General features: G+C 71.1%; 1 protein-coding gene. It reads left to right on the forward strand.

All coding sequences use genetic code 11. The features are described from left to right. A partial coding sequence (locus V6U82_RS31480) for an L-serine ammonia-lyase (RefSeq protein WP_334467651.1) occupies nucleotides 1-1334 on the forward strand: 1334 nt, incomplete at both ends.

Raw genomic sequence — 1334 nt, forward strand, 5'->3', positions numbered from 1 at the left:
ATGATCAGTGTTTTCGATCTTTTCAGCGTCGGTATCGGGCCGTCCAGCTCGCACACCGTCGGGCCGATGCGGGCCGCCCGTACGTTCGTGGCGGGCCTGAAGGCCGACGGGCAGCTCGCTGACGTGGCGCGCGTACGGGCGGAGCTGTTCGGCTCGCTCGGGGCGACCGGTCACGGGCACGGCAGTGACCGGGCGGTGCTGCTGGGGCTGGAGGGCGAGGTCCCGGAGACTGTCGACACCGACTCGGTCGGGCCGCGCGTGGAGCGGATCCGCACCCAGCGGCGGCTCGACCTGTTCGGCAGCCAGGGGATCGACTTCGACCCGGACACGGATCTGGTGCTGCATCGCCGGCGCTCGTTGCCGTACCACCCGAACGGGATGACGTTCGCGGCGTACGACGCGGCGGGGAACGAGGTGCGGTCGCGCACGTACTACTCGGTGGGCGGCGGGTTCGTGGTGGACGAGGCGGCCGCCGGGGCGGACCGGATCAAGGCGGACACCACCCGGGTACGGCACCCGTTCCTCACCGGCGCGGAACTGCTCAAGGTCACCTCCGGGACCGGTCTGTCGATCAGCGAGGTGATGCTCGCCAACGAGCTGTCCTGGCGCAGCGAGGCGGACGTACGGGCGGGGCTGTTGGAGATCTGGCGGGTGATGCGCGAGTGCGTGGAGAGCGGCTGCACCCGTGACGGCGTACTGCCGGGTGGGTTGAAGGTCCGGCGGCGCGCGGCCGAGATGCGGCGCAGCCTGGAGGCGGAGACCGGCAGCGGGGATCCGTTGCGCGCGATGGACTGGGTGACGCTGTTCGCGCTGGCGGTCAACGAGGAGAACGCGGCCGGCGGGCGGGTGGTCACCGCGCCGACGAACGGTGCCGCCGGGATCATTCCGGCCGTGCTGCACTACTACACCCGGTTCGTGCCCGGCGCGTCCGAGGAGGGCGTGGTCCGGTTCCTGCTCGCGGCGGGCGCGATCGGTGTGCTGTTCAAGGAGAACGCGTCGATCTCCGGGGCCGAGGTCGGCTGCCAGGGCGAGGTGGGTTCGGCGTGCTCGATGGCGGCGGCCGGGCTCGCCGAGGCGCTCGGCGGTACGCCGGAGCAGGTGGAGAACGCCGCCGAGATCGGCATGGAGCACAACTTGGGGCTGACCTGCGACCCGGTGGGTGGCCTGGTGCAGATCCCGTGCATCGAGCGCAACGCGGTGGCGAGCATCAAGGCGATCACCGCGGCCCGGCTGGCGTTGCGCGGCGACGGGGTGCACCACGTGTCGCTGGACAAGGTCATCAAGACCATGCGGGAGACCGGCGCGGACATGAAGGTCAAGTACAAGGAGACCGC

This window comes from Micromonospora sp. CPCC 205554 (genome assembly GCF_036902745.1).
Lineage (GTDB): Bacteria > Actinomycetota > Actinomycetes > Mycobacteriales > Micromonosporaceae > Micromonospora > Micromonospora tulbaghiae.